24 protein-coding genes are annotated in these 22,469 nt (G+C 70.7%); 9 read left to right on the top strand and 15 right to left on the bottom strand.

What is annotated here, in order from left to right:
- Positions 1-21: 21 nt before the first annotated feature.
- From NS283_RS00510 to dapA, 3 genes are all read right to left on the bottom strand, one after another.
- Positions 22-513, bottom strand: coding sequence for a GNAT family N-acetyltransferase (locus NS283_RS00510; RefSeq protein WP_058594922.1), 492 nt, complete (start codon positions 511-513; stop codon positions 22-24).
- Between the two features lie 62 nt (positions 514-575).
- Positions 576-2,252 (bottom strand): ribonuclease J, encoded by a 1,677-nt coding sequence (locus NS283_RS00515; RefSeq protein ID WP_058594923.1) that lies wholly within the window; start codon positions 2,250-2,252, stop codon positions 576-578.
- A 107-nt stretch (positions 2,253-2,359) separates the two neighbouring features.
- A complete protein-coding gene (gene dapA / locus NS283_RS00520) occupies positions 2,360-3,337 on the bottom strand; it encodes a 4-hydroxy-tetrahydrodipicolinate synthase (RefSeq protein ID WP_058594924.1) in 978 nt (325 codons plus the stop codon).
- Positions 3,338-3,420: 83 nt separating this feature from the next.
- Between dapA and NS283_RS00525 the strand changes: the two genes are divergently transcribed.
- The gene (locus tag NS283_RS00525) at positions 3,421-3,957 is read left to right on the top strand and encodes an NUDIX domain-containing protein (RefSeq protein ID WP_058594925.1); all 537 of its coding nucleotides are present in this window, start codon (positions 3,421-3,423) and stop codon (positions 3,955-3,957) included.
- 7 nt (positions 3,958-3,964) lie between these two features.
- On the opposite strand, the gene NS283_RS00530 is transcribed toward NS283_RS00525, so the two are convergent.
- Genes NS283_RS00530 through NS283_RS00540 form a run of 3 tightly spaced genes read right to left on the bottom strand, consistent with a single transcriptional unit; the run spans position 3,965 to position 6,025 of the window.
- Positions 3,965-4,717, bottom strand: a complete 753-nt coding sequence (locus tag NS283_RS00530) for an SDR family NAD(P)-dependent oxidoreductase (protein WP_058594926.1) — start codon at positions 4,715-4,717, stop codon at positions 3,965-3,967.
- 1 nt (position 4,718) lies between these two features.
- Positions 4,719-5,219, bottom strand: a complete 501-nt coding sequence (locus tag NS283_RS00535; RefSeq protein ID WP_058594927.1) for a dihydrofolate reductase — start codon at positions 5,217-5,219, stop codon at positions 4,719-4,721.
- Complete coding sequence (locus NS283_RS00540; protein WP_153003234.1) at positions 5,216-6,025, bottom strand: thymidylate synthase; 810 nt, start codon at positions 6,023-6,025, stop codon at positions 5,216-5,218. Before NS283_RS00540 ends, NS283_RS00535 begins: the two co-directional genes overlap by 4 nt.
- 155 nt (positions 6,026-6,180) lie before the next feature.
- Here NS283_RS00540 and NS283_RS00545 point away from each other — a divergent pair, with 155 nt between their 5' ends.
- From NS283_RS00545 to NS283_RS00560, 4 genes are all read left to right on the top strand, one after another.
- Entirely contained in the window at positions 6,181-6,618 is a 438-nt protein-coding gene (locus NS283_RS00545) for a TlpA family protein disulfide reductase (protein WP_058594928.1), read from the top strand.
- Complete coding sequence (locus tag NS283_RS00550; RefSeq protein ID WP_058594929.1) at positions 6,611-7,108, top strand: DUF4395 domain-containing protein; 498 nt, start codon at positions 6,611-6,613, stop codon at positions 7,106-7,108. The genes NS283_RS00545 and NS283_RS00550 overlap by 8 nt, the downstream gene beginning before the upstream one ends.
- A gap of 133 nt (positions 7,109-7,241) precedes the next feature.
- Complete coding sequence (locus tag NS283_RS00555) at positions 7,242-7,667, top strand: OsmC family peroxiredoxin (protein ID WP_058594930.1); 426 nt, start codon at positions 7,242-7,244, stop codon at positions 7,665-7,667.
- Positions 7,660-8,574 carry a TIGR01777 family oxidoreductase gene (locus NS283_RS00560; RefSeq protein ID WP_058594931.1) on the top strand — a complete coding sequence of 305 codons (915 nt, stop codon included), beginning with the start codon at positions 7,660-7,662 and terminating at the stop codon, positions 8,572-8,574. The genes NS283_RS00555 and NS283_RS00560 overlap by 8 nt, the downstream gene beginning before the upstream one ends.
- Positions 8,575-8,584: 10 nt before the next feature.
- Here the strand turns inward: NS283_RS00560 and NS283_RS00565 are convergent, their stop codons facing one another.
- Together NS283_RS00565 and dapB are read right to left on the bottom strand one after the other, a co-directional pair.
- Positions 8,585-9,037, bottom strand: a complete 453-nt coding sequence (locus NS283_RS00565; RefSeq protein WP_058594932.1) for a hypothetical protein — start codon at positions 9,035-9,037, stop codon at positions 8,585-8,587.
- Positions 9,034-9,846: a 4-hydroxy-tetrahydrodipicolinate reductase gene (gene dapB / locus NS283_RS00570; RefSeq protein ID WP_058594933.1), complete on the bottom strand. Its 813-nt coding sequence runs from the start codon at positions 9,844-9,846 to the stop codon at positions 9,034-9,036. The genes NS283_RS00565 and dapB overlap by 4 nt, the downstream gene beginning before the upstream one ends.
- Before the next feature lie 156 nt (positions 9,847-10,002).
- On the opposite strand from dapB, the gene NS283_RS00575 reads away from it, so the two are divergent.
- On the top strand, positions 10,003-10,638 hold the full coding sequence (locus tag NS283_RS00575) for a class I SAM-dependent DNA methyltransferase (protein WP_058594934.1): 636 nt from the start codon (positions 10,003-10,005) through the stop codon (positions 10,636-10,638).
- 25 nt (positions 10,639-10,663) lie between these two features.
- Here NS283_RS00575 and NS283_RS00580 read toward each other — a convergent pair whose 3' ends face one another.
- The 3 genes from NS283_RS00580 to NS283_RS00590 form a co-directional block, all read right to left on the bottom strand.
- Positions 10,664-11,266: a histidine phosphatase family protein gene (locus tag NS283_RS00580; protein ID WP_058594935.1), complete on the bottom strand. Its 603-nt coding sequence runs from the start codon at positions 11,264-11,266 to the stop codon at positions 10,664-10,666.
- Between the two features lie 91 nt (positions 11,267-11,357).
- Positions 11,358-12,383: an aldo/keto reductase gene (locus NS283_RS00585; RefSeq protein ID WP_058594936.1), complete on the bottom strand. Its 1,026-nt coding sequence runs from the start codon at positions 12,381-12,383 to the stop codon at positions 11,358-11,360.
- Positions 12,384-12,582: 199 nt separating this feature from the next.
- Positions 12,583-14,880, bottom strand: coding sequence for a polyribonucleotide nucleotidyltransferase (locus NS283_RS00590; RefSeq protein ID WP_058594937.1), 2,298 nt, complete (start codon positions 14,878-14,880; stop codon positions 12,583-12,585).
- Between the two features lie 304 nt (positions 14,881-15,184).
- Here NS283_RS00590 and NS283_RS18785 point away from each other — a divergent pair, with 304 nt between their 5' ends.
- The gene (locus NS283_RS18785) at positions 15,185-16,501 is read left to right on the top strand and encodes a lytic transglycosylase domain-containing protein (protein WP_058594938.1); all 1,317 of its coding nucleotides are present in this window, start codon (positions 15,185-15,187) and stop codon (positions 16,499-16,501) included.
- 24 nt (positions 16,502-16,525) lie between these two features.
- On the opposite strand, the gene NS283_RS00600 is transcribed toward NS283_RS18785, so the two are convergent.
- A complete protein-coding gene (locus tag NS283_RS00600) occupies positions 16,526-18,490 on the bottom strand; it encodes a glycosyltransferase (RefSeq protein ID WP_058594956.1) in 1,965 nt (654 codons plus the stop codon).
- A 133-nt stretch (positions 18,491-18,623) separates the two neighbouring features.
- On the opposite strand from NS283_RS00600, the gene NS283_RS00605 reads away from it, so the two are divergent.
- Positions 18,624-19,235 carry a DedA family protein gene (locus NS283_RS00605; RefSeq protein ID WP_058594939.1) on the top strand — a complete coding sequence of 204 codons (612 nt, stop codon included), beginning with the start codon at positions 18,624-18,626 and terminating at the stop codon, positions 19,233-19,235.
- A gap of 149 nt (positions 19,236-19,384) precedes the next feature.
- On the opposite strand, the gene NS283_RS00610 is transcribed toward NS283_RS00605, so the two are convergent.
- The gene (locus tag NS283_RS00610) at positions 19,385-20,146 is read right to left on the bottom strand and encodes a fructosamine kinase family protein (RefSeq protein ID WP_058594940.1); all 762 of its coding nucleotides are present in this window, start codon (positions 20,144-20,146) and stop codon (positions 19,385-19,387) included.
- Between the two features lie 62 nt (positions 20,147-20,208).
- Here NS283_RS00610 and NS283_RS00615 point away from each other — a divergent pair, with 62 nt between their 5' ends.
- Entirely contained in the window at positions 20,209-20,991 is a 783-nt protein-coding gene (locus NS283_RS00615; protein WP_058594941.1) for a DNA/RNA non-specific endonuclease, read from the top strand.
- 28 nt (positions 20,992-21,019) lie between these two features.
- Here the strand turns inward: NS283_RS00615 and NS283_RS00620 are convergent, their stop codons facing one another.
- Positions 21,020-21,622 (bottom strand): class I SAM-dependent methyltransferase, encoded by a 603-nt coding sequence (locus NS283_RS00620; RefSeq protein WP_058594942.1) that lies wholly within the window; start codon positions 21,620-21,622, stop codon positions 21,020-21,022.
- 201 nt (positions 21,623-21,823) lie between these two features.
- On the bottom strand, positions 21,824-22,468 hold the full coding sequence (locus NS283_RS00625; RefSeq protein WP_058594943.1) for a CE1759 family FMN reductase: 645 nt from the start codon (positions 22,466-22,468) through the stop codon (positions 21,824-21,826).
- Between the last annotated feature and the right edge of the window lies 1 nt (position 22,469).

Consider the following 22,469-nt stretch of genomic DNA (forward strand, 5'->3'; position numbering starts at 1 on the left):
TCGGGCGTACCGACGCGGGCTTCAGCGCAGTCGCTTCACCATGACGTCACGCCCGATTCCTTTGCGCACCACGGCGAATCCCTCGGACCGATACAGCGAGACGGCGTAGTTGTCGCGCTCGACGCTGAGGCTGATGCGGGCGTACCCCTGCGCTCGCGCGTAGTCGACGAGCCGCTGGAGGAGAGCGCGTCCGACCCCGTGCGCGCGCCAGACCGGGCGCACGCCGATGATGAGCTCGGGCACACCGGTTCCGACCCAGCCGAAGCCGGGCTCGTCGCGCGGCAGCATGCGGTACCACGCGGCTCCGATGGGTTCGCCTCCCGGTGATTCGGCGACGAAACCGGCATCGCCGGGTCGTAGCCACCCCGCGATATACCGGCGATGCTCGGCGCTGCTCAGGATCTCGTGGCGCGGGCGCACCGCGCCGGCGCGCCAGGTCGCAGCCTCGACCGTCATGTCGGCGAGGAAGGCGCCATCGGACGGGAGCGCCGCGCGGATCGGGAGAGCGGGCATGCCCGCATGATAGCGGGGAACGACGGAGCGCCACGGGCGAACCCGTGACGCTCCGGAGGGGATCAGGCCTCGATGACGAGCGGCACGATCATGGGGCGCCGACGCAACGACTGGTTCACCCAACGACCGATGGTGCGCCGCACGACCTGCGACAGGGCGTGGTTGTCACGCACGCCCGACTGCGCGGCCTCGGTGAGGGCCGCCGCGATCTTGGGCTTGACGCTCTCGAAGACCGAGTCGTTCTCGGCGACGCCGCGCGCGTGGATGTCGGGCCCGGACACGATCTTGCCCGTCGCCGAGTCGACGACGACGATCACCGAGATGAAGCCCTCTTCACCGAGGATGCGACGGTCCTTGAGGTCGGCATCCGTGATGGCACCCACCGACGACCCATCCACGTAGACGAAACCGATGTCGAGCTGTCCGACGACCGTCGCGACGCCGTCGCGCAGGTCGACGACCGTCCCGTTCTCGCCGAGGATCGTGTTCTGCTCGGGGATCCCGGTCTCCTGGGCCAGCTTCGCGTTGGCCATCAGGTGCCGGTACTCGCCGTGCACGGGCAGCACGTTCTTGGGCTGGAGGATGTTGTAGCAGTACAGCAGCTCACCCGCGGCGGCGTGCCCCGACACGTGCACCTTGGCGTTGCCCTTGTGCACCACGGTCGCACCCAGCTTGGTGAGGCCGTCGATCACGCGGTAGATCGCGTTCTCGTTTCCGGGGATCTGACTGGATGCCAGGATGATCGTGTCGCCCTCGCCCGGTTCGATCGCGTGGTCGAGGTTGGCCATGCGGCTGAGCACCGCCATCGGCTCGCCCTGCGAACCGGTCGACATGTAGACGATCCTGTCGTCGGGAAGGTCGCGGGCCTTCTTGTAGTCGATGAGCACGCCGTCGGGGACGTTCAGGTACCCCAGATCGGCCGCGATCCCCATGTTGCGCACCATGCTGCGCCCGAGGAGCGCCACACGACGCCCGTTGGCGTGTGCGGCATCGAGCACCTGCTGCACGCGGTGCACGTGGCTCGAGAAGCTCGCCACGACGACGCGCCGGGGAGCCTTGGCGATGACCTGGTCGAGCACCGGGCCGATGCCACGCTCGGTGGGAGTGAACCCGGGTACGTCGGCATTGGTGGAGTCGACCAGGAAGAGGTCGACTCCTTCCTCACCCAGGCGGGCGAAGGCGCGCAGGTCGGTGATACGGCCGTCGAGCGGCAGCTGGTCCATCTTGAAGTCGCCGGTGGCCAGCACGAGGCCCGCGGGCGTGCGGATGGCGACGGCCAAGGCATCCGGGATCGAGTGGTTCACCGCGATGAACTCGAGGTCGAAGGGACCCACCTGTTCGCGCTGGCCCTCCTCGACCGTCAGCGTGAACGGGCGGATGCGGTGCTCCTTGAGCTTCGCCTCGATCAGAGCGAGCGTGAGTCCCGAGCCGATGAGGGGGATGTCGGCCTTCAGCTTCAACAGGTACGGGACCGCGCCGATGTGGTCTTCGTGGCCGTGCGTGAGCACGACGCCGACGATGTCGTCCAGTCGGTGCTTGATGGGCTCGAAATCCGGCAGGATCAGGTCGACGCCGGGCTGGTGCTCCTCGGGGAACAGCACGCCGCAGTCGACGACGAGGAGTTTGCCCTCGTATTCGAACACCGTCATGTTTCGTCCGACCTCGCCGAGGCCGCCGAGGGGGAAGACGCGGAGTGTGCCGGGCGCGAGCGCCGGCGGGTCGTAAACGGTCGTGGGCATATGTGCCTCCTCGGATGCCACCGCGTGGCATCCCTCTTCTTTTCGGATGCCGGCCGGCGGCATCCTTCTTGTCACGTCCCCAGCCGCGGATCGGCGGACGCCGATGTCTATCGCGTCGTGCCGTGCACCTTCGGCAGGGCACCGCCGGCGGCCGCGTTGCGGTCGGGGCGGAAGTTGGAGAAGTCGGCGCCGGCCACGTTCTTCACGAGCGCCAGCTCGTCTTCGATGACCGCGGCCTCCCACTCTTCCGGCCCGACGAGGGGTAGGCGGACGCGGGGGCTGCCGATCCGACCGAGACCGTGCAGGATGTACTTCGCCGCGACCGTTCCGGGCACGTGCGTCATGACGGCGCGGACGAGCGGTTCGAGGCTCTGATGGGCGGCGGTGGCGGATGCCAGATCGCCGGCGTTCACCGCATCCACGATCGTCCGGTAGGGCGTCGCGGTGATGTTCGCCGTCACGCCGATGAGGCCGCTCGCCCCGATCGCGAGGTGCGGGAGGACGTTGGCATCGTCACCCGAGAAGTACATGAGGTCGGTCTGATTAAGCACACGGCTGACCTCGCTGAAGTCGCCCTTGGCGTCTTTGATGGCGAGGATGTTCGGGTGCTTCGCGAGGCGGAGGATCGTCTCGTACTTGATGGGCACACCCGTGCGGCCGGGGATGTCGTAGAGGATGACCGGCAGGTCGGTCGCGTCGGCGACGAGGCGGAAGTGCGTCAGGATTCCGGCCTGCGTGGGCTTGTTGTAGTACGGCGTGACGATCATGATCCCGTCGGCGCCGGCCTTCTCGCTGGCCTTGTAGAGCTCGATCGCGTGCGCGGTCTCGTTCGAGCCGCCGCCCGTGATGATCTTCGCGCGACCGGCCGACACGCTCTTGCCGACCTCCACCAGACGCAGCTTCTCGGGGTCGGTGAGCGTCGAGGTCTCCCCCGTGGTGCCGGTGACGACGATGCCGTCGGCTCCCGCGCTGATCACGTCGTCGATGTGCTTCTCGGTGGCGGGCCAATCGACTTCGCCGTCGGCGGTCATCGGGGTGATGAGCGCGACGAGCACCTGACCGAAGGGATTGCCGGAGTGCGTCATGCTCCCAGGGTATCGGTTCGACGGGGTCCGCCTCGTGGCACCGGTGAACAATGTGTGACGGCCCCGGAGCCTAGGGTGGCGGGATGAGCTGGACCACCCGCGCGACGCGCACCGTCTACGAGAACCCCTGGATCCACGTGCGCGAAGACCAGGTCACCGGCCCGCACGGCGACGGCATCTACGGCGTGGTCCGGATGCAGCACCCCGCCGTCTTCGTCATCGCGCTCGACGACGAGGATCGGATCTGCCTGGTCGAGCTCGAGCGCTACACGACGGGCCGTTCGATCGAGGTGCCGGCGGGAGGGTCCGACGGAGAGGATCCGCTCGTCGCCGCTCAGCGTGAACTGCTCGAAGAGACCGGGGTCACGGCATCCGACTGGCAGTATCTGGGGCGGATGAACGCGCTCAACGGCATCGCGGACGCGCTCGAGCACGTCTACCTCGCGCGGGGGCTCTCGATGACGGATGCCGCTGCCTCGCAGCACGAGGAAGGCATCGACGCGGTGCGATGGGTTCCTTTCGCGGAGGCGCTGACGCTCGTCGCCGACGGCGAGATCACGGACGGCGAGACGATCGCGGCGCTCGCTTTCGCCGGCATTCGGCTGGGGCGCTTCCGCTGACGTGCAGTCAGCGGCCGCGGGCCGCCGCGCGCACGACCACCGAATCGGGCAGCAGTCGTGACGCCGCGACGATGACCTTGTAGCGCCAGGAGGGAATCGACACCGCGCGACCGCGGGCCACGTCTCGCAACCCCTCGCGCACGACCGTCTGAGCATCGAGCCAGAGGCCGGGGGCGACCCCTTCTTGTCCCGGCGGCAGGCCGAGTCGCTCGTGGAAGTTCGTGTGGACGAAGCCCGGGCACACGGCGGTGACCGTGACGCCCCGCGGCCGGTACACGACGTTCGCCCACCGGCTGAACGAGATGAGCCATCCCTTCACCGCGCCGTAGGTTCCGCGCGGTACGAAGCCGGCGACCGACGCGACGTTGACGATGCGCCCCCTCCCCCGCGCCAGCATGGGGCCGAGAGCCGCGTGCGTGAGACGCAACGCAGCCTCGACGTGAAGGCGTAGATGCCGCACCTCGTCGTCGACGGGGTTCTTCTCGAAAGCGAGGTCGAGGCCGAAACCCGCGTTGTTGACGAGCACGTCGACGCCGTCGGCCAGGCGGTCCTCGACCGCGGCGAGCGCGTCGGCGTCGAGGAGGTCGGCGACGAGAACCTCGACGCGGACGTCGAGACGGCCGCTGATCTCGGCCGCGATCTCCTCCAGAGCGGTCCGGTCGCGCGCCACGAGAACCAGGTCCGCTCCGCGCCCCGCGAGCTGGCGGGCGAACTCCGCCCCGAGTCCGGAGCTAGCTCCCGTGATGAGGGCGGTGGGCATGTCAGGCCTCCGGTCGACGATACGTCTCGAAGCGATAGCGGATGCCGCCCTGCGAGAGGTGCCACCCGTCTTCGGGGTCCGCGGCGGCGCGACGCCAGCCCTCGATCGACGGTGCGAAGGTGTCACCGTCGACGGAGACGTCGAGACGGGTCACCTCGACGACGTCGGCGCGATCGATGGCCTCGGCGTAGAGTCGCCCGCCGCCGATCACCCAGACCTCGTCGCTCCCGGCGAGGGCGAGTGCCTCGTCGAGGGAGGACGCTTTCTCAGCCCCTTCGGCGCCCCAGGTGTCGGATCGCGTCACGACGATGTTGCGTCGTCCGGGCAGGGGGCGGAAGCGCGGTGGGAGCGACTCCCAGGTGCGGCGTCCCATGATGACGTCGGACGACCCGGTCACGGCGCGGAAGTGCGCGAGGTCTTCGGGGACGTGCCAGGGCATTCCGCCGTCGGCACCGATGACCCCGCCGTGGGCCTCGGCCCAGACGAGCCCGACGGAGGTCATACCGCGACGGCCCCGCGGATGGCCGGGTGGTGCTGGTAGTCGTCGACGACGATGTCGTCGTAGGTGTAGTCGAAAATCGACTCGGGGGTCCGGGCGAAGTGCAGCGTCGGATACGGGTACGGCTCGCGCGTGAGCTGCTCTCGGACCTGCTCCCGATGGTTGTCGTACACGTGGCAATCGCCGCCGGTCCAGACGAACTCCCCGGGCTCGAGACCGGTCTGCTGCGCGACCATCAGCGTCAGGAGTGCGTAGGAGGCGATGTTGAAGGGGACGCCGAGGAACATGTCGGCGCTGCGCTGATAGAGCTGGCACGACAGCTTGCCGTCGGCGACGTAGAACTGGAAGAGCGCGTGGCACGGGGCGAGCGCCATCTCGGGGATGTCGGCGGGGTTCCACGCCGAGACGATCAGGCGCCGCGAGTCGGGGTCGCGGCGGATCTGCTCGATCACCTGAGCGATCTGGTCGATCGTCCCGCCGTCGGCGGTCGGCCAGGAACGCCACTGCACCCCGTAGACCGGTCCGAGCTCCCCATCGGCGTCCGCCCACTCGTCCCAGATGGTGACGCCGTTGTCTTTGAGCCACCCGACGTTGGATTCTCCGCGCAGGAACCACAGCAGCTCGTACACGATCGACTTGAGATGGACGCGCTTGGTCGTGATGAGCGGGAACCCCTCGGCCAGGTCGAAGCGGATCTGTCGGCCGAAGACGCTCGTGGTGCCGGTGCCGGTGCGATCCGACTTGTGCGTGCCCGTCTCGAGCACGTCGCGCAGCAGGTCTTCGTACGGGGTGGGGATGTCGGCGGTCACGGCCCTCACGATACCCGCGATGCGTGCCCGACCGGCGTCGACGGGGCGGTCGCGTGGGCGGTTCGCGGCCCGCCTCGGGTGGGGAGGAAAAGCCGCGGCGTCACGTTCCGACTCATCGGCCCCGACGTCGGATACGGCGGCTAGCGTTGTCGATCGTGGACCTCGCTCTCGCACTCGTGATCGTCGCCGCTCTGCTCGCGGCCACCGTCGTGCTGGGCGTTGTGTGGCGTCGTGGGCAGGGGCGTGCGCGCTCGGTCGACTCGGGCGAAACGATCGACCCTCGCGTGCTCGAGGGTGGCCCCCTCGGTGAGGCGGCCACCCTGGTGCAGTTCAGCACCGAGATGTGCACCCGCTGCCCCGGTGTGCACCGCATGCTCTCCGCTGTGGCGGACGATCGGTCGGGAGTGCGCCACATCGACGTCGATCTGACCCACCGCCCGGATCTCGCGAAGCGGTTCCGCGTCCTGCAGACACCGACGACCCTCCTCGTCGACGCGTCGGGGCAGACCGTCCGTCGTTTCGGGGGTCCGCCGGCACGCGCCGACGTCGAACGCGAACTCGACCTCCTCACGAAGGAAAACGCCCATGGCTGAACCCGCCCGCATCGATGCCCGCGGACCGCGCTTCGCGGCATCCATCACCGCCGTGCTCCTCCTCGTCGGTACGCTACTGAGTCTGCTCGGCGTCTCGACGTGGCGCGAGTCGACCCTGGTCCGCGCCACCGATCCGGGCTTCCTCCTGATCCTCGTCGTCGCGCTCCTCTTCGTCTGGGGCGTGGTCTCCCCGCGGACCGCCCCCTGGGGCGTCCTTTACCGCAAGGTCGTGCAGCCGCGCCTCGCGCCGCCCACCGAGTTCGAAGACCCTCGACCGCCGCGCTTCGCGCAGGGGGTCGGCCTCTTCGTCACGGCGGTCGGACTGATCCTCCACCTCGCGGGCGTGCCGTGGGCGCTCCCGATCGCCGCCGCCATGGCTTTCGTCGCCGCCTTCCTCAACGCCGTCTTCGGACTGTGCCTCGGATGCCAGCTCTACCTCGTGCTGCAGAGGGCGGGGCTCGTGGGGCGTCGGGGTCCGGCATCCGCGTGATCGGTTCGCTAGGGATGGGCTGTCAAGACCTGAACGGTGTCGGTCGCCCTCGTTAGGCTGGCCGCGTCGCGGTCACCCGGACCGCGGGCATCATGTCGCGGTCGCGAACCGCGCAGACACCACGGAGGTTCCCATGGCCGTCACGAGCGAAGCCGCCACCGCCTGGAAGGGCAGCCTGTTCGAGGGATCGGGTGAGGTCACCTTCACCTCGTCGGGCATCGGCACGTTCGACGTCAACTGGAAGGCGCGCAGCGAGGGTTCGAACTCGGTCACCACGCCCGAAGAACTCCTCGCCGGAGCACACTCTGCGTGCTTCAGCATGGCGCTGTCGAACGCGCTGGCCGAGAACGGCACCCCGCCGGAGTCGGTCGACGCGACCGCGTCCGTCACCTTCAAGCCGGGCACCGGCATCACCGGCAGCCACCTGAACGTGAACGCCGTCGTTCCCGGCCTCGACGCCGCGACGTTCGAGAAGATCGCCAACGACGCCAAGGCGAACTGCCCCGTGTCGCAGGCGCTCGCCGGTATCGACATCACCCTCGAGGCGACGCTTGCCTGAGACTCCAGCCCGACGCGTCGTCCTCACCGGCGCGTCGGGCCTCATCGGCAACGCTCTCGCGGACTCTCTCCGCGCTGACGGCGTCGAGGTGACCTCGCTCGTCCGGCACGAGCCCCGCGCCGCACACGAGGTTCAGTGGTTGCAGGATTCCGCTCCCCTGGACCCCGATGTCCTCGCCGGATCCGATGCCGTGGTCTGCCTCAACGGCGCCTCGATCGGTCATTTCCCCTGGACGCCGTCCTACAAGAGCACGCTGCTGTGGTCGCGCATCACCCCGACGCGCACCCTCGCCACGGCGATCCGTGCGCTCGGCGACGACGCTCCCGCCCTCATCAACGCGAGTGCGACGGGCTTCTACGGGTCGCAGCCGGGAGCACTTCTCACCGAGGAGTCCCCGCGCGGAGAGGGCTTCCTCGTCGACATCTGCATCGACTGGGAGGCCGCCGCGCGCGACGCCGGCAGCCGCGCACGTGTCGCCCTGCTCCGCACGGCTCCGATCGTCCATGAGCAGGGTGTCCTCAAGCCGTTGCTGCTTCTGACGAAGCTCGGCGCGGCGGGCCCCATCGGCCGCGGAACTCAGGTGTGGCCCTGGATCACGCTCGACGACGAGGTGCGCGCCATCCGGCACGTCATCGACTCCGACATCGACGGACCGGTCAATCTCACGGGGCCGACACGGGCGACGGCGAACGACCTGGGCTTCGCTCTGGCACGCCGCATGAACCGCCCCTACGTGCTGCGCGCCCCGATCTGGGGCGTCAGGCTTGCGCTGGGCTCGGACGCGACGGAGGCGCTGCTCCTGACCGACGCCGACGTGCGTCCTCGGGTCCTCGAGGACAGCGGCTTCGCCTTCACGCACCGCACGGTCGAAGAGGCCGTGGCCTCCGCCGTTCCGGCGCCGAACTGATCGACGCGCCTCAGACCGCGCGGCGCTCCGCGCTCTCGAGCCGGATCGCCGTGCGGATCGCCTCACGGGCCCGACGACGGTCACCCGCGGCGTCGTAGGCGAGGCCGAGACGGTATCGCGCTCGCCAGTCGTCGGGATGCGCTTCCACATCGGCGCGATACCGCGGGAAGAGCGCGTCGCCGTCTTCGCGCTCGATGCGCCCGCTGGGGCGGACCGGAAGGTCTTCGTCGGGGAGTCCGCCCTCGGCATCCAACCGCTCCCCCAGCCGTTGCGCTCGCACGCCGAACCACAGCTCACGGCCGATGGCCCACAGGGCGAGGAGGGGCAGCACGATCAGAGCCACGCCCATCATCACGCCGATCGGCTCTCCGCTTGCCAGCAGGACGATCGCGCGCTGCCCGGCGAGGAAGACGTAGAGCAGGAGCAACACCGTCATCAGGGCGACGGCGAGGCGAACCCTCATGCGCTCGTCGCGCCCGCCACCTGGCCCGAGACGTCGCCGTCGGCGATGGGCGCCTCGGCGGGAACCGGTCGCGTGCGCACGCCGATGTCGATGAAGCTGTCGAGACCGATCACGACGCCCGTCGCCTCACGCGCCGCGGCGAGCGCGATGCGGATACCCGGGGCGTAGGCGGTTGCCGGGTCGACCGTGTCGTGCACGATCGTGAGCGACTCACCGGGGCCGGAGAGCACCGTCTCTTGACGGGCGATCACTCCCGGGCGACGCAGAGAGTGGATGGGGACGGATGCCACCCGCTGACCGCGGGCACGCTGGTCGACGTGCGGGGACTCGACGGGGCCGACCTCGGCGCGGGCCGCGGCGATGAGCTCGGCGGTGCGCACCGCGGTGCCGCTGGGGGAATCCACCTTCGTCTCGCGGTGGGCTTCGATGATCTCGATCGAGGGGAAGAACGGCGCAGCGGCAGCGGCCAACGCTGTTCCGATGACCGAACCCAGCGAGAAGTTGGGGATGAAGACGACTCCGGTGCCACTGGCATCCACGAGAGGGCGGACGAGGGCGATGCGCTCGTTCGACCAGCCCGAAGTGCCCACGAGCACGTTGATGCCGCGCTCGATCGCCGCGCGGACGATGTCGATCGACACCGCGGGGGTTGATGCGTCGATGACGAGGTCGGCTCCGTCGAGCTCGCTCATGTCGGACTTCGACGTGAGCACGGCCGACACCTCGTACCCGTCCTCGGCGTCCACGACCTCGCGGATCACCCCGCCCAGCTTGCCGGTTCCGCCCACGATGGCCACGCGCGTCGTCATGGTTCCACCCTAGGCGGCGCGGCGGACCAGGTCGCCGCGTTGTCCACAGGCGCGCCGCGCGCTCAGGTGCTCGACACCCACACTCCTGGCGCCCGGTACCGCAAGGGCGCATCCCAGGACCGCGGTCCCACGCCCGGGACCCGGCATGATGGCCGAGTGAGCGACACCGACCGCACCCGGCGCTTCTACGACGTCCTCGCCGACAGCTACGCCGACCTTCTCCCCGACACCCGCGCGGAAGCAGCCCTCGATCTCGGAATCATCACCCAGTTCGTCGCCGACCTCCCGACCGGTGCGGGAGTCGTCGTGGACGCGGGGTGCGGGACCGGGCGCATGCTCAGCCACCTCGGGGCGCTCGGCGTGTCGCCGCTGGCGGGCGTCGACCTCTCCCCCGCCATGGTGTCGCACGCGCGCGCGGCGCACCCCGCCGTGCCGATCGAGGTCGCCGAGCTGACGGCTCTGCCGTTTCCGGATGCCGGTGTCCGCGGCATCCTGTGCTGGTACGCCATCATCCACAGCGACGCCGACGACGTCGCGAGGATCTTCCGGGAGGCCCGTCGCGTGCTGGGTCCGGGCGGTGCCCTTCTCGTCGGCTTCCAGTCCGGCACCGGGGAACGACGGGTCGAGCGTGCGTACGGCCACGACATCGCGCTGACCGCGATCCTGCACGGGCCGACGGCGATCGCCGACGCCCTGAGGGCGGCGGGATTCGAGGTCACCACCGTGGCCGAACGCGCGGCGAGAGGCAGCGAGAAGCACGCGCAGGGCTTCGTCCTCGCGCGGCGCCGCTGAGGTCGTCGGGGAGACCGGGAGCCGGTCAGACCGGGAGCGGGTCGACGAGCCCGGTGCGTAGCTCGACCGGCAGGTGCGCCAGGTCGTTGTGCGAGAGGAGCGTCCACGGACGGCCCTTCTTCTGCGCGATCACCGTGAGACCGCAGTTCGCCTGGTTGATGGTCATCCATCGCCAATCGGGCGCCTGCAGCACCTCGCGCACGAACCACGAGATCACGAAATTGTGCGTGATGAGCAACTCGTGCACCTCGCCGGTCCTGCGGGCCAGGAACTCGGCCGTGGCATCGGCCATCTGCGCGCGACCGGCCTCGATCTCGGCCTCGGTGACGGAACCGAAGAACGGCTCGTAGGCGGCCGGGGTTTCGGGCGTCATGCCCGTGGGCACGCAGTCGAAGAGCAGAGCCGACGGCTCAGGCGAGACGGACGGGAGACGTTCGGCCACGGCGTGCGCGGTCTGCGCGGCGCGCTCCAGGGGCGAGTGCCACACGGCGTCGAGAGGGAGCCCCGACAGACGATCCGCGATCAGAGCAGCCTGACGCTGACCACGCGGGGACAGGGGTCCGTCGGCGAGGCCGTGCTCGGCATCCTGATGCTCGCCGTGGCGCACCAGGTAGATGTAGTGCGTCACTCAGCTCACCTCGTCGTCAGTCCTACGGCCCCCCGCCGCACACCTTCCACCCTACGTCACGCCCCGGAAGGTGCGCCCGATCGGGCGCCGGTCACTCGGCGGCGCGGGCGATGTCGGACAGCTGCGCGCGACTGAGGCGCACGCCCACCGCGCGCATGCACTCCACGACGTGGCGCGGGGCGAAGGCGTTCACGATCGGGGCGACCACGATCTTCTGCGCGAGGAGCCAGGCGAGGGCCACCGCGGCATCGGGGATGCCGAGCTCGGTGCCCACGGCATCCAGAGCTCGAAGCACTTTCGAGCCTCGGCGGTTGAGGTGCATCGCGAGCTGGGACCCGCGGACCGACCGGGACTGCTGGTCGCGCGTGCGCGTCTCTCCCGCGAGGAAGCCGTGCGCGAGGGGATGAGAGGGGGTGACGGCGATCCCCTGCGCGGCGGCGATGAGGCGGAGATCACCGTCGAACTGGTCGCGGCGCAGCACGTTGTACGGCACGTCGAGGACCGTGATGCGGGGATACCCGGCCGACGAGAGGATGCGCGCCTCGACGAGCTGCGCGGCCGTGTAGCCGTGCGCGCCGATCGCCCGCACCTTGCCGGACTCGACCAACCATTCACTCGTGGCGAGCGTGTCCTCGAGCATTGCGGCGTCGCCGCGGGCAGCGTCGAGCGAGAGGACATCGATGCGATCGGTGCCGAGGCGCTGCAGCGAACCCTCGACGGCTCGCACGAGGTTGACCGAGTCCAGCCCGGGGTTGTCGGGGTGGCGGCCGACGCGCACCGAGAGGACGACGTCGTCGCGCATGCGACGGGTGCGCATCCATTCACCGATGATGAACTCGCTCCGCCCGGCGGCGTAGCTGTCGGCCGTGTGCAGGGCGTTTCCGCCCAGCTCGGCATACGCGTCGAGGATGTCGTGGCTGGCCTTCGCGTCGACGTTCCACCCGAACTCGCCGCCACCCAGGAACAGCGGGAACACCTCGAAGCCGGTTTCGCCGAGCGGAACCCGCACGTGCGAGCCGAGGCCCGGACCCTGAAGGGTGACCGGAGCGGAGGGGTGCGGCGGCCGGTCGCGCCGAAGGCGCGCGGACGGGACGTTCTCTACGCCCGAGCCGCTCATGATGGGATCCCCCTCGAAGCGTCGGGGGATCGCCGTACGACGGCGTCCACGCCCCCCGACGCGTACTTCGAGGGTAAAGCCTCACCAGGAGGAGGCCGCGTATTCACCCGCCGCTCCGATAAACATTGGGTAACGCTTCGCCAGAACGCGCGGATGCCCGCCCCGCGAAAGCGGGACGGGCATCCGTCAGAGGAGTCGATCAGCCTTCGGCGGGAGCCTCGGGGCCCTCGCTCGCCGCGGCCGAGCTCTGCGTGTCGGCAGGCTCGGGCGTGGTGGCCTCCTCGTCGAGCACGGGCTCGAGCGAGAGCTTGCCGCGGTCGTCGATCTTCGTGATGCGCACGAGGATCTTGCGACCGACCGAGAGCACGTCCTCGACGTTCTCGACGCGCTTGCCGCCGGCGAGCTTGCGGACCTCGCTGACGTGCAGCAGGCCGTCCTTGCCGGGAAGCAGCGAGACGAACGCACCGAAGGTCGCGATCTTCACGACGGTTCCGAGGAACTGCTCGCCCACCTCGGGGTTGGTCGGGTTGGCGATCGCGTTCACCTGGGCGCGAGCAGCCTCGGCCGACGGGCCGTCGGTCGCGCCGATGTACACGGTGCCGTCGTCCTCGATCGAGATTTGGGCGCCGGTCTCGTCCTGGATGGAGTTGATCGTCTTGCCCTTGGGCCCGATGAGCTCACCGATCTTGTCGACCGGGATCTGCACGCTGATGACGCGGGGCGCGGTGGGCGCCATCTCGTCGGGCGCGTCGATCGCGGCGTTCAGGACGTTGAGGATGGTCAGACGAGCCTCCTTGGCCTGGGTGAGCGCGGCCGCCAGCACCGACGACGGGATGCCGTCGAGCTTGGTGTCGAGCTGGATCGCGGTGATGAACTCGGAGGTGCCCGCGACCTTGAAGTCCATGTCGCCGAGGGCGTCTTCGGCACCGAGGATGTCGGTCAGGGCGGCGTAGCGCGTCTGGCCATCGACCTCGTCGGTGACCAGGCCCATGGCGATACCGGCGACGGGGGCGCGAAGGGGCACACCCGCGTTCAGCAGCGACAGGGTCGAGGCGCAGACCGAGCCCATCGACGTCGAGCCGTTGGAGCCGAGGGCCTCGGACACCTGACGGATCGCGTAGGGGAACTCCTCGCGGCTGGGGAGCACCGGAACGAGCGCGCGCTCGGCCAGGAAGCCGTGGCCGATCTCGCGACGCTTCGGGCTGCCGACGCGGCCGGTCTCACCGGTCGAGTAAGGCGGGAAGTTGTAGTGGTGCAGGTAGCGCTTGCTCGTGATGGGCGAGAGCGAGTCGATCTGCTGCTCCATCTTCAGCATGTTGAGCGTCGTGACACCCAGGATCTGGGTCTCGCCGCGCTGGAAGATCGCCGAGCCGTGGACGCGCGGGATGACCTGCACCTCGGCGTCGAGCGGACGGATGTCGGCGAGGCCACGGCCGTCGATGCGGACGCCCTCGCTGAGGATGCGACCGCGCACGATCTTCTTGGTGACCGACTTGTACGCGGCCGAGAACTCCAGCGGCGCACCGGCGGGAAGCTCGCCCGCCTCGACGGCGGCGATGAGCTCGCCCTTGACGCGGTCCTTGACGGCGTCGTCGGCGTTCTGACGCTCCTGCTTGTCGGCGATCTGGTAGACGCCCACGAGGTCGTCGTACGAGCGGCCGGCGACGAAGTCGTAGACCTCGGAGCTGTACGCGGGGAAGACCGGGTAGGCCTGGATCTCCTTGGCAGCGGTGCGCGCGACCTCGTTCTGCGCGTCGACGAGCTGACGCAGGAACGGCTTCGCGGCCTCGAGGCCCTCGGCGACGACCTGCTCGTTCGGCTTGGTCGCGCCGCCCTTGATGAGGTTCCAGCTGCCCTCGGTGGCCTCGGCCTCCACCATCATGATGGCGACGTCGCCGTCGTCGAGCACACGGCCCGCGACGATGAGGTCGAAGACGGCGTCCTCGAGCTGCTCGGCCTTGGGGAACGCGACCCACTGGTCGGCGTGCTCGCCGTGGCCGGGGATGAGCGCGAGGCGCACACCGGCGATGGGGCCGGAGAACGGCAGACCCGAGATCTGGGTCGACATGGATGCCGCGTTGATGGCGAGGGCGTCGTAGAACTCGCCCGGTGCGATCGAGAGCACGGTGACGACGATCTGGACCTCGTTGCGGAGGCCGTCGACGAACGACGGACGCAGCGGGCGGTCGATGAGGCGGCACACGAGGATGGCCTCGGTCGAGGGGCGACCCTCGCGACGGAAGAACGAGCCGGGGATCTTGCCCGCGGCGTACGAACGCTCTTCCACGTCGACGGTCAGCGGGAAGAAGTCGAAGCCTTCACGCGGGTGCTTGCCGGCGCTGGTGGCCGACAGGAGCATGGTCTCTTCGTCGAGGTAGGCGGCGACGGCGCCCTGGGCCTGCTGAGCGAGGCGACCGGTCTCGAAGCGAATGGTGCGGGTGCCGAACCGGCCGTTATCGAGAACGGCTTCGGCGGCGGTGATTTCTGGACCTTCCAAGAGGTCCCTCCTTCTTTGTTTAGGCTCGCCGCCCCGTGTGGGCGACGAGCTGACATGCGAAGGAGCAGGAACAGGCAGAAAGGGCGCGCCGACTCATCGGCCCGGAATTCCCGGCGACTGGCCACCAGTAGAAAACCACCCGGCGATCGCGACGGGGAGTCCACCACAGGGGACCAGCGTCTGCCGGCCTGCTCCGTGTGCTCATATGGAATTGAGCGGATGCCAAGACGGCACCCCGACAGAGCCTAGCAGCGCCGCAGGACTCCGGGTGGTTCCGACACGGTGCGGCGAATACAGTGGCCTCATGGGCCTCATCCGTCGCACCAGTCACACGCTCCTCGCGTGCGCGCTGATCGGCGCGGCGATCACCCCGATGCCGGCCTGGGCGGTCTCACCGTCCTCCACGCGGGTTCTGGCCGCCGCGGCCGACGACAGCGACCCCGCCGTCATCGAGGTGAAGAAAGAACTCGACGCCGCCGAGGCTTCCGCCGCGGAGGCATCCCGTCGCGCGCTGGACGCCTCCGCCGAAGCAGAGCGCACGCGCCTGCTCGCGCAGTCCACCGCCGAGCGAGCCGCCGCCCTCGCGGCGCAGAGCTCGGCCGCCGACGCCGCGATGGCCTCGGCCCACGCACGCGCCGGAGCCAGCGCCTCACGCCTGTACCGCACCACGGGCAACGGCCCGCTGGTCGCACAGCTGCTCACGAGCGCGGACCCCGACTCGCTGCTGGATCGCCTGGGCATCCTCGATCGCGTCACGACGCTGACCACGCGCGACGCGGGAGAAGCGCGGAGCGCGGCCGACGTCGCCACATCGCTGCGCACGCAGGCGGAGGCGGCGCAGGCCGAGGCCGCGCGCCTCGCGGCGCAGTCCGCCACCGAGGCGGCAGCCGCACAGACGCAGGCGGACGCCGAGGCGCAGACGGTCACGGCGACGCAGGCACAGCTCGACGCCCTCTACGCCCGACTCGCGGAGCTGCGCAGGACGACCGCCGAGCAGGAACGCCAAGCGCGGCTGCGCGAGAAAGCCGAGAAGGACGCGCAGGAGCCCGGCGGGAACGGCGGCGGCAACACCGGCGGCGGAAGCGGAAGCGGTGGCAACACCGGCGGCGGTGGCAGCACCGGCGGGGGCGGCAACAACAATGGTGGCGGCGGCGGCGGGAACGGCGGCGGCGGAAGCGGAAGCGGCGGCAACACCGGAGGCGGAAGCGGAAGCGGCGGCAACACCGGCGGCGGAAGCGGAGGCGGTGGGAACAACGGCGGCGGAAGCGGCGGCGGCACCACTCCTCCCCCGACGGCCCCGGCCGGCCCGATCATGAGCCCCGGCCAAGCACGTGACTACGCGCGAGGAGCGATCAACGGCTACGGCTGGGGAGACGACCAGTTCTCCTGCCTCGTGTCGCTGTGGAATCGCGAGTCCGGTTGGCGCGCCGACGCCCTGAATCCGTGGAGCGGTGCCTATGGCATCCCTCAGGCCCTCCCGGGCGAGAAGATGGCGTCCGCGGGTCCCGATTGGCGGACGAACGCGGCGACCCAGATCGCGTGGGGTCTGTCGTACATCAGCGCTCGGTACGGGACGCCGTGCGGGGCGTGGGGGCACTCCGAGCAGACCGGCTGGTACTGAAGCCCATCGGAGCCACCGAACGTCCTACGACGTCCGCGCGCGCTCCCGGTCGCCGCGCGTCGGCAGCTCGACGTAGCCGGAGTGCTTCGCCGACAGGCCGTCACCGGCCGTGCGACCGCGAACGCGCCGCCACACCCAGGGCAGCGCATCGCGCGTGACCCACCCTCCGCGCGCGGGCTCGTCGTCGGCGTGGAGCGCTTCGTCGAGGCCGAGCAGGGCGCGCGCGTCCGGCACTCCGAGTGCCTCGGCCGCGCGGTACGCCACGAGGCGGTGCCCCGCCGACCGCAGGTGAACCAGGTCGTCGGCCCAGAGCGGAAGCTCGCCGAGTTCGGCCACGGCCTCGAGGTCGAGCAGGATCGCGCCCTGCTCGGCGGCGATGCGGCGGAGCTCGACGTTGTAGGTCGAGAACCGCCGAGCGAACAACCGCGCGGCCAGGCGATGCGGCAGGAAGGTCGTGACCAGGAGGACGTCCGCGCCCGTTCGCCGCACGGCGCGGACGGCCGACTCGACCTCGGCGACGATCGCGGGGATCACCGGGTGCGGGCCGACGAGATCGTTCGCCCCGATCAGGATCGACACCAGGTCGGGCTTCATCGCCAGAGCCGCGGGCACCTGCTCGTCGATCAGGTGCCGGACGCGACGGCTGCGCACGGCGAGGTTGGCGTAGCGGAACGGTCCGTCCTCGCTCGTCCCGGCGAGCAGTTCGGCGAGCCGGTCCGCCCATCCGCGGTACTCCCCCGACGGCATCCGCGACTGGTCGCAGAGCCCTTCGGTCAACGAGTCGCCCAGGGCGACGAAGCGCGTCCACCGACCCCTGGTTCGGGATGCCACGGCCGCAGCCGGTCGTCGGGCTCCGCGCACGAGCAGGTTGTCGTCGATCGCGCGGAGCTCGCGCGCTTCGCGGTAGTGCCCGACGAGGTCCTTCGTCAGAGCCGACCAGGTGCGCCCCGCGATCGACTCCCGCGCCGCGCGCGCGAACGCTTGGCGCTTCGCGTCGTCGCCGACGAGATCGGACACGCGCGCGCGGAGATCGTCGAGATCCCCCGGGCGGTACAGCCACCCGTCGACGCTCGAGCGGACGAGGTCCAGAGGCCCGCCGACGCCCGTCGCCACCACGGGGACGCCGCTCGCGAGAGCCTCCTGGATCGTCTGTCCGAACGTCTCGCTCTCACCCGGGTGAACGAACACGTCGAAGCCCGCCATGACCCGTGCGAGCGTGTCGCCCGACAGGTGGCCGGTGAAGACGGCGTCCGGGATCGCCTCGCGCAGCGAGGATCGCGCGGGGCCGTCGCCGACGATCACCAGGCGCGTGTTCGGCAGGTCGGCGAGAGCCCTCAGGTCGTCGACCTGCTTCTCGGGCGCGAGACGACCGACGTATCCGACGATGCGTTCGCCGTTCGGTGCGACCTCGGCGCGCCACGCATCGTCGCGGTGGGTGGGCGCGAAGCGCGTGGCATCCACTCCCCTGCCCCATCGCCGCAGGCGGTCGACGCCGAGACTCTCGAGCTGTCGCATCGACGCCGAAGACGGAGCGAGCGTGAGCGTCGCGCGGCGGTGCAGGCGCGTGACGTGCCCCTCGACGAGCGCCGTGGCCTGCGGGAGGCCGTACTTCTGCGCGTAGGCGACGACGTCGGTCTGGTAGACGGCGACGGTGGGGATGCGCAACGCGTCGGCCGCGGCGAGCCCCTGCCACCCCAGGACGAACGGGGATGCCAGGTGCACGACGTCGGGGTCGAAGTCACGCAGCAGCGCGCCCAGGCGAGCCGCGCGCGCGAACACCACGCGGACCTCGGGATACGACGGCAGTGGGACGGACCGCAGGAGCTCGGTGCGGGCGCCGTGCAGATCAGCGGTGACGTCGCCGGACTTCGGAGCGATCACCAGCGTCTCGTGCCCCGCCTCGGAGAGATGGCGGAGGACGTGCAGAACGGAACCGGTGACCCCGTTCATGTGCGGAAGGAAGGACTCGGCCAGCAGCGCGACTCTCACGAGACCAGGGTGAGGCGCAACGCGGCGTCGCGGGAGCGCTTCGCGCCCGACGTTCGCGATGTTCACCGAATGCTCCGCAGCGAGTCACCGGCGCGTGGGCGGGGCGTCTGGATCGACGGCGGAGAGTGACCGAATGGACGGGATCGACGGCTGGTTGCAGGCGATCGCGGCGAGCCCCTGGGCCCTGCTCGGCATGGCGGCTCTCGTGTTCGCCGACGCGTTCCTGGTGGTGATCCCGGGTGAGGCGGCGGTCACCGCCTTCGGCGCTCTGGCCGTCTCGCACGGGACGCCCCCGCTGGCCGGCGTGATCCTGGTCGCGGGAGCGGCCGCGTTCGCCGGGGACGCCGGGTGCTACCTCGTGGGGCGGACGGTCGGGGTGGAACGCTGGGCGTGGATGCGCGGACCCCGCGTGGGAGCCGCCCTCGACTGGGCGCGGGCGCGGCTGGAACGGAACGCCGCCGTGGTGCTGTTCACCGCGCGATTCGTGCCGTTCGCCCGTCTCGCCGTCAACCTCGCGGCGGGAGCCGCACGGGTCAACCCGGTGCGCTACCTCGGCGTGGCCGCCCTCGCGGCTCTGGCCTGGGCCGCGTATCAAGCGGTGATCGGTGCGGTGGTCGCGGCGATCGTGCCGGGCGGGCCGGTCGTCGCGGTGATCGTCTCGATCGTCGTGGCGGTGGGGATCGGCGCCGCCATCGACCTCGTGCTGGCGCGGCGCGCGAAGAAGCGGGCCGCGGCGCGGGCGTGACGCGCGGGCGCCGGGGCTGACCGCTCCACGGAATCGGATCGACGCCACGGATTCGGGCCGTCATGGGCCGCCGGGCCGATTCCGTGGCATCCGTCCGATTCTGTTCACTCCACGCGCAACGGGGGAAGCCGGATGACAGGAACCCGGCCTCAGACGAGCGCGAGCGTCTGCTCCGCCGCCTCGACCAGCGCGCGACCGTACGACGGACCGTGACCCGCCGCGTGCACGGCGAGCGGGTGGAGCTGGTGGAGGGGGACGCGCTCGCGCCACCCGTCGCGCAGCGGTCGAGCGGCGTCGTAGGCCCCGAGGATCCGCTCGAGGAACGGGCAGCCGAACAGCGCGAGCATCGCCAGGTCGGTCTCGCGGTGGCCGCCATGCGCCGCCGGGTCGATGAGCACGACACCCTCGGGCGACCACAGCACGTTTCCCGCCCACAGGTCGCCGTGCAGGCGCGCGGGCGGCTCGTCGTCGTCGAAGGCGCCCGCCGCGATCGCCTCGCACGCGCGGCGGACGACCTCGGCTCCGGATGCCGAGAGGTTCCCGGCCGCGACCGCGATCGGCACGAACGGCTCGACGCGCTGGCGCGCGTAGAACGCACCCCAGGTCGCCGTCGGACGCGCGGGCTGCGAACGCCGACCGATGAAGATGTCGCCCTCGCACCCGGGCGGCGGTGAGCCGAACGCGTCGGCTCCGGCCGCGTGCGTCGCGGCGAGCGCCGCGCCGAAGGCCTCGGCGGCTTCAGCGGCGGGCGCGGCCTCCGCGATGCGCTCGAGGGCGATACGGTCGTCACCGACGTCGAGAACCCGCGCGATGCGCGCGCCCTCGGCCGCAGCGAGCCACCGGAGTCCCGCGGCCTCCGCGGCGAAGAAGCCTGCGGGAGCGTCGGCGCGGGTCTTCACGAGCTGTTCCATCGCACCAGTCTGTCGCGATGTCAGTCTGTCGCGATGTCGGAGGTCCCCGGCACGATGGAACCATGAGCGACGGCTACGACCCGGACTTCCTCGGCATCCCTCTCCCCCTGCCTGTGCCGGTCGCGCCGACGACGCGGCTCGACTATCCCCGCTTCTCGGTGCTGCTCGACGAGGCGCGCCGCTTCGCGGCCGTCACCGGGGTGGTGATCGACGGCGCTTCCCTCCGCGAGCAGCCGCGCACGGGCGAGTGGCGCCTCGATCCGCGCGTGGCCGCCGACGCGCAGGCCGGCCCCGAGATCTACAGCCGCAACGATCTCGACCGCGGGCACCTCGTGCGTCGTCGCGATCCCGGTTGGGGCTCGGCGGATGAGGCTCGGGATGCCACCGAGGCCACGTTCTTCTACACGAACGCCGCGCCGCAGGCGGCCGGCTTCAACCAGTCGAAGGAGCTGTGGCTGGGGCTCGAGGACCACGTGCTCTCCTACGCGGAGACGACCGACCAACGCCTCGCGGTGTTCACCGCCCCGGTCCTCGGCGAGACGGACCCGCCGTATCGCGGCATCCGTGTTCCGCTGCGGTTCTGGAAGATCGCCGCGTGGCGCAATCGAGGCTCTCTCGCCGCGGCGGGATTCGTCCTCGATCAGACCGAGCTCGTCGACACGCGGCGGGGCCTCACGGTGCCCCCGCTCGGAGCCTTCCGCACGTTCCAGGCACCGATTGCCGACATTGCGGCCGAGGCGCGGATCGACGTGGGCCCGCTCGCGCGGGTCGATACATTCGTGCGGCGCGGCCTGAGCCCGGTGGCCGCCCGCGAGCTCCGGAGCCTCGACAACATCGTGCTGTGAGCGCGGGCGCCGCGCGCGGCGCGAGCGATCAGCGCATGCGCACCGCGTGCAGGAGCGTGTCGATCGCGGTGGCCGCGTGCCCGCCGCGCAGCTCGGCATCCGCACTCGTCCGGGTGATGCGCTCGCACCGTTCGATGCGGAACCCCCCGTCGAGTGCGCCACTCAGCAGCTCGGGTGTGTACAGGATCGCGGGGTCCGACGGTCCGTGGCCGCCCACGGCGATGTTCTCGACGTCGTGCCCGATCACCACGAGTGCTCCCCCGGGCTTCACCCACCCCGCCATTCGCGCGACAGCGGCCGCGCTGTCAGCCAGGTGCAGGTAGCACGACACGACGAGATCAACGAAGGCCGCGGGCTCCCACTCGTGCACGTCGGCGCGCACCCAGGTCACGGCGTCGCCACCGGGGCGGGCCGCGGCGAGCGCGAGCCCCTCGCCCGAGAAATCGATGCCGGTGCAGCTCCAGCCTCGCTCGGCGAGCCACACGGCGGTGCGTCCGTCACCCGTTGCCACGTCGATCGCCGTCGCGGGCGCAAGGTCCGCGAGGATCTCCTGCACGGCGGCGGGAGGCTCGGCCGCCCAGACTCCCCCGGCGGAGGCGCGATAACGCTCGTCCCACTGCGCGGCATCCATTCGGCTCCCTCTCGTCGCCCCCCACCTTAGAGGCGCCGGGCTAGGCACCGCGGATTCGGACACCCGCTTTGGAATCGGATGCCAGCGCCCCAGCGCTCCGATTCCGTTGCACCGGTCCGATTCCGTCGCACGTCGGCACCGCCACGCACGCACAGCACGACGCCCCGTCACCCGAAGGGGCGGCGGGGCGTCGAAACGGGGTCACTCCCCCGACAGACCACCCAGCAGGTGACCGAACGACTTGCCGGCGCCGAGGTACGACGAGGGATCGAACGGGTCGGCGTCGCGGACGGGCTCGCGCGCGGCGATAGCGTCCGCGAATTCGCGTGCGCCGCGCTCGACGCGCGAACCGAGCGGGGCGACCTCGTCGGCGTTCGCACCCCAGTCGCTGGAAGCCGCGAACACCCCGGTCGGCACGGGGTTGGCGTGCAGGTAGGTGAACAGCGGGCGGATCGCGTAGTCGATCGCGAGCGAGTGCCGCGCGGTGCCCGCGTTCGCACCGATCAGCACCGGGGTGCCGGTGAGCGCCTGCGGGTCGAGCACGTCGATGAACGACTTGAACAGGCCCGAGTAGCTCGTCGAGAAGATGGGCGTGACGGCGATGATGCCGTCGGCCGACACGACCGTGTTGATCATCTGCTCGAGCGGCGCCGGAGCGAAGCCGGTGAGCAGGTTGTCGGTGAGGTCGTGCGCGTAGTCGCGCAGCTCGAACACGTCGCTGGTGGCGTCGATCCCGCGCTCGCGCAGCTCCGCCAGGGCGGCGTGCGCAAGCCGGTCACCGAGCATGCGCGTCGACGACGGGGTCGACAGTCCCGCGGTCACGACCGCGATGCGGCGGGCGGCCATG

Source organism: Microbacterium testaceum (genome assembly GCF_001476285.1).
GTDB lineage: Bacteria > Actinomycetota > Actinomycetes > Actinomycetales > Microbacteriaceae > Microbacterium > Microbacterium testaceum_B.